1 rRNA gene is annotated in these 1546 nt (G+C 52.5%); it reads left to right on the top strand.

Annotated features, from left to right (window positions below):
* Positions 1-134: 134 nt before the first annotated feature.
* Positions 135-1546, top strand: a 23S ribosomal RNA gene (locus tag Pmgp_RS19220); the annotation flags it as partial.

Genomic DNA, 1546 nt, shown 5'->3' with positions numbered 1-1546 from the left:
GTTCTTTGAAAACTGCACAGCATAGGAGAACAAGAGTAACTAGAGCCAGTCTTGTTTAGAAGCGAGACAAAGCGACACGTCAGAGGCGAAAGCTAAGGCGAGTTGCAGAGGAAAGTTCTAGTAGCGCGAAATTAGGTCAAGTTACAAAGGGCATACGGTGGATGCCTTGGCGCACATGGGCCGAAGAAGGACGTGGAAAGCTGCGAAAAGCTACGGGGAGCCGCAAACAGGCCTCGATCCGTAGATATCCGAATGGGGCAACCCGGCGGGGGCAAACCCCCGTCACCGTGCACTGAACACATAGGTGTACGGAGGGCACCCGGCGAACTGAAACATCTTAGTAGCCGGAGGAAGAGAAAGAAAGATCGAACCCCCCAGTAGCGGCGAGCGAAGAGGGGCGAGCCTAAACCCAGCACTCAACCTGGCGTTTGGTAGGATAAGACTTTTGGGTGACAGTAGTGAAAGTCCAGGAGTTAAACCTATCGAGCGATAGGTTGAGTGCTGGGGGTTGCGGGACTCTCATCAGTAAGGCAAGTAGACTTAGCCGAAGCGGTCTGGAAAGGCCCGGCACAGAAGGTAACAGCCCTGTAGGCGAAAAGTCGAACGTTTTCGGGAGTATCCCAAGTACCGCGGGACACGGGGAATCCTGTGGGAATCAGGGAGGACCACCTCCCAAGGCTAAATACCCAGTGCGACCGATAGTGAACAAGTACCGTGAGGGAAAGGTGAAAAGCACCCCGGGAGGGGAATGAAATAGAACCTGAAACCGTATGCTTACAAACAGTCAGAGCACTATTTGGTGGTGGGTGGTTAGTGGTTAGTGGTTGGGGTAATCAGGGTCAAGGCTTTAGGGTCAAAAAAGAAAAAAGACCTGTAAGGAATACCCAAGAAACTAACGACTAATCACCAACCACTCACCACCCAAGTGTGATGGCGTACTTTTTGTAGAACGGACCGGCGAGTTACATCCAGCGGGCAAGGTTAAGCGGGAAAGCGCGGAGCCGGAGCGAAAGCGAGTCTTAACAGGGCGAATTTAGTCCGTTGGAGTAGACCCGAAACCGGGTGATCTACCCATGTCCAGAGTGAAGCTTTAGTAAAATAAAGTGGAGGCTCGAACCGACCGTCGTTGAAAAGGCGGCGGATGAGGTGTGGGTAGGGGTGAAATGCCAATCGAACCCGGAAATAGCTGGTTCTCCCCGAAATAGCTTTAGGGCTAGCCTTGGTAATGAATACCGGAGGTAGAGCACTGACTGGGCTAGGGGTCTTCACCGATTACCGAACCCAATCAAACTCCGAATGCCGGATATTTGGATACCAGGAGTCAGACTGCGGGTGCTAAGATTCGTAGTCGAAAGGGAAACAGCCCAGACCGTCGGTTAAGGTCCCAAAGACAGGCTAAGTGGAGAAGGATGTGGAGTTGCCCGGACAACCAGGATGTTGGCTTAGAAGCAGCCACCATTTAAAGAGTGCGTAATAGCTCACTGGTCAAGTGGCTCTGCGCCGAAAATGTAACGGGGCTAAAGCCTGTCACCGAAGCCACGGATTT

This window comes from Pelotomaculum propionicicum (assembly GCF_004369225.1).
GTDB lineage: Bacteria > Bacillota > Desulfotomaculia > Desulfotomaculales > Pelotomaculaceae > Pelotomaculum_B > Pelotomaculum_B propionicicum.
The sequence above is the reverse complement of the archived record's forward strand: the minus strand, read 5'-3'. Positions and strand labels throughout refer to the sequence as shown.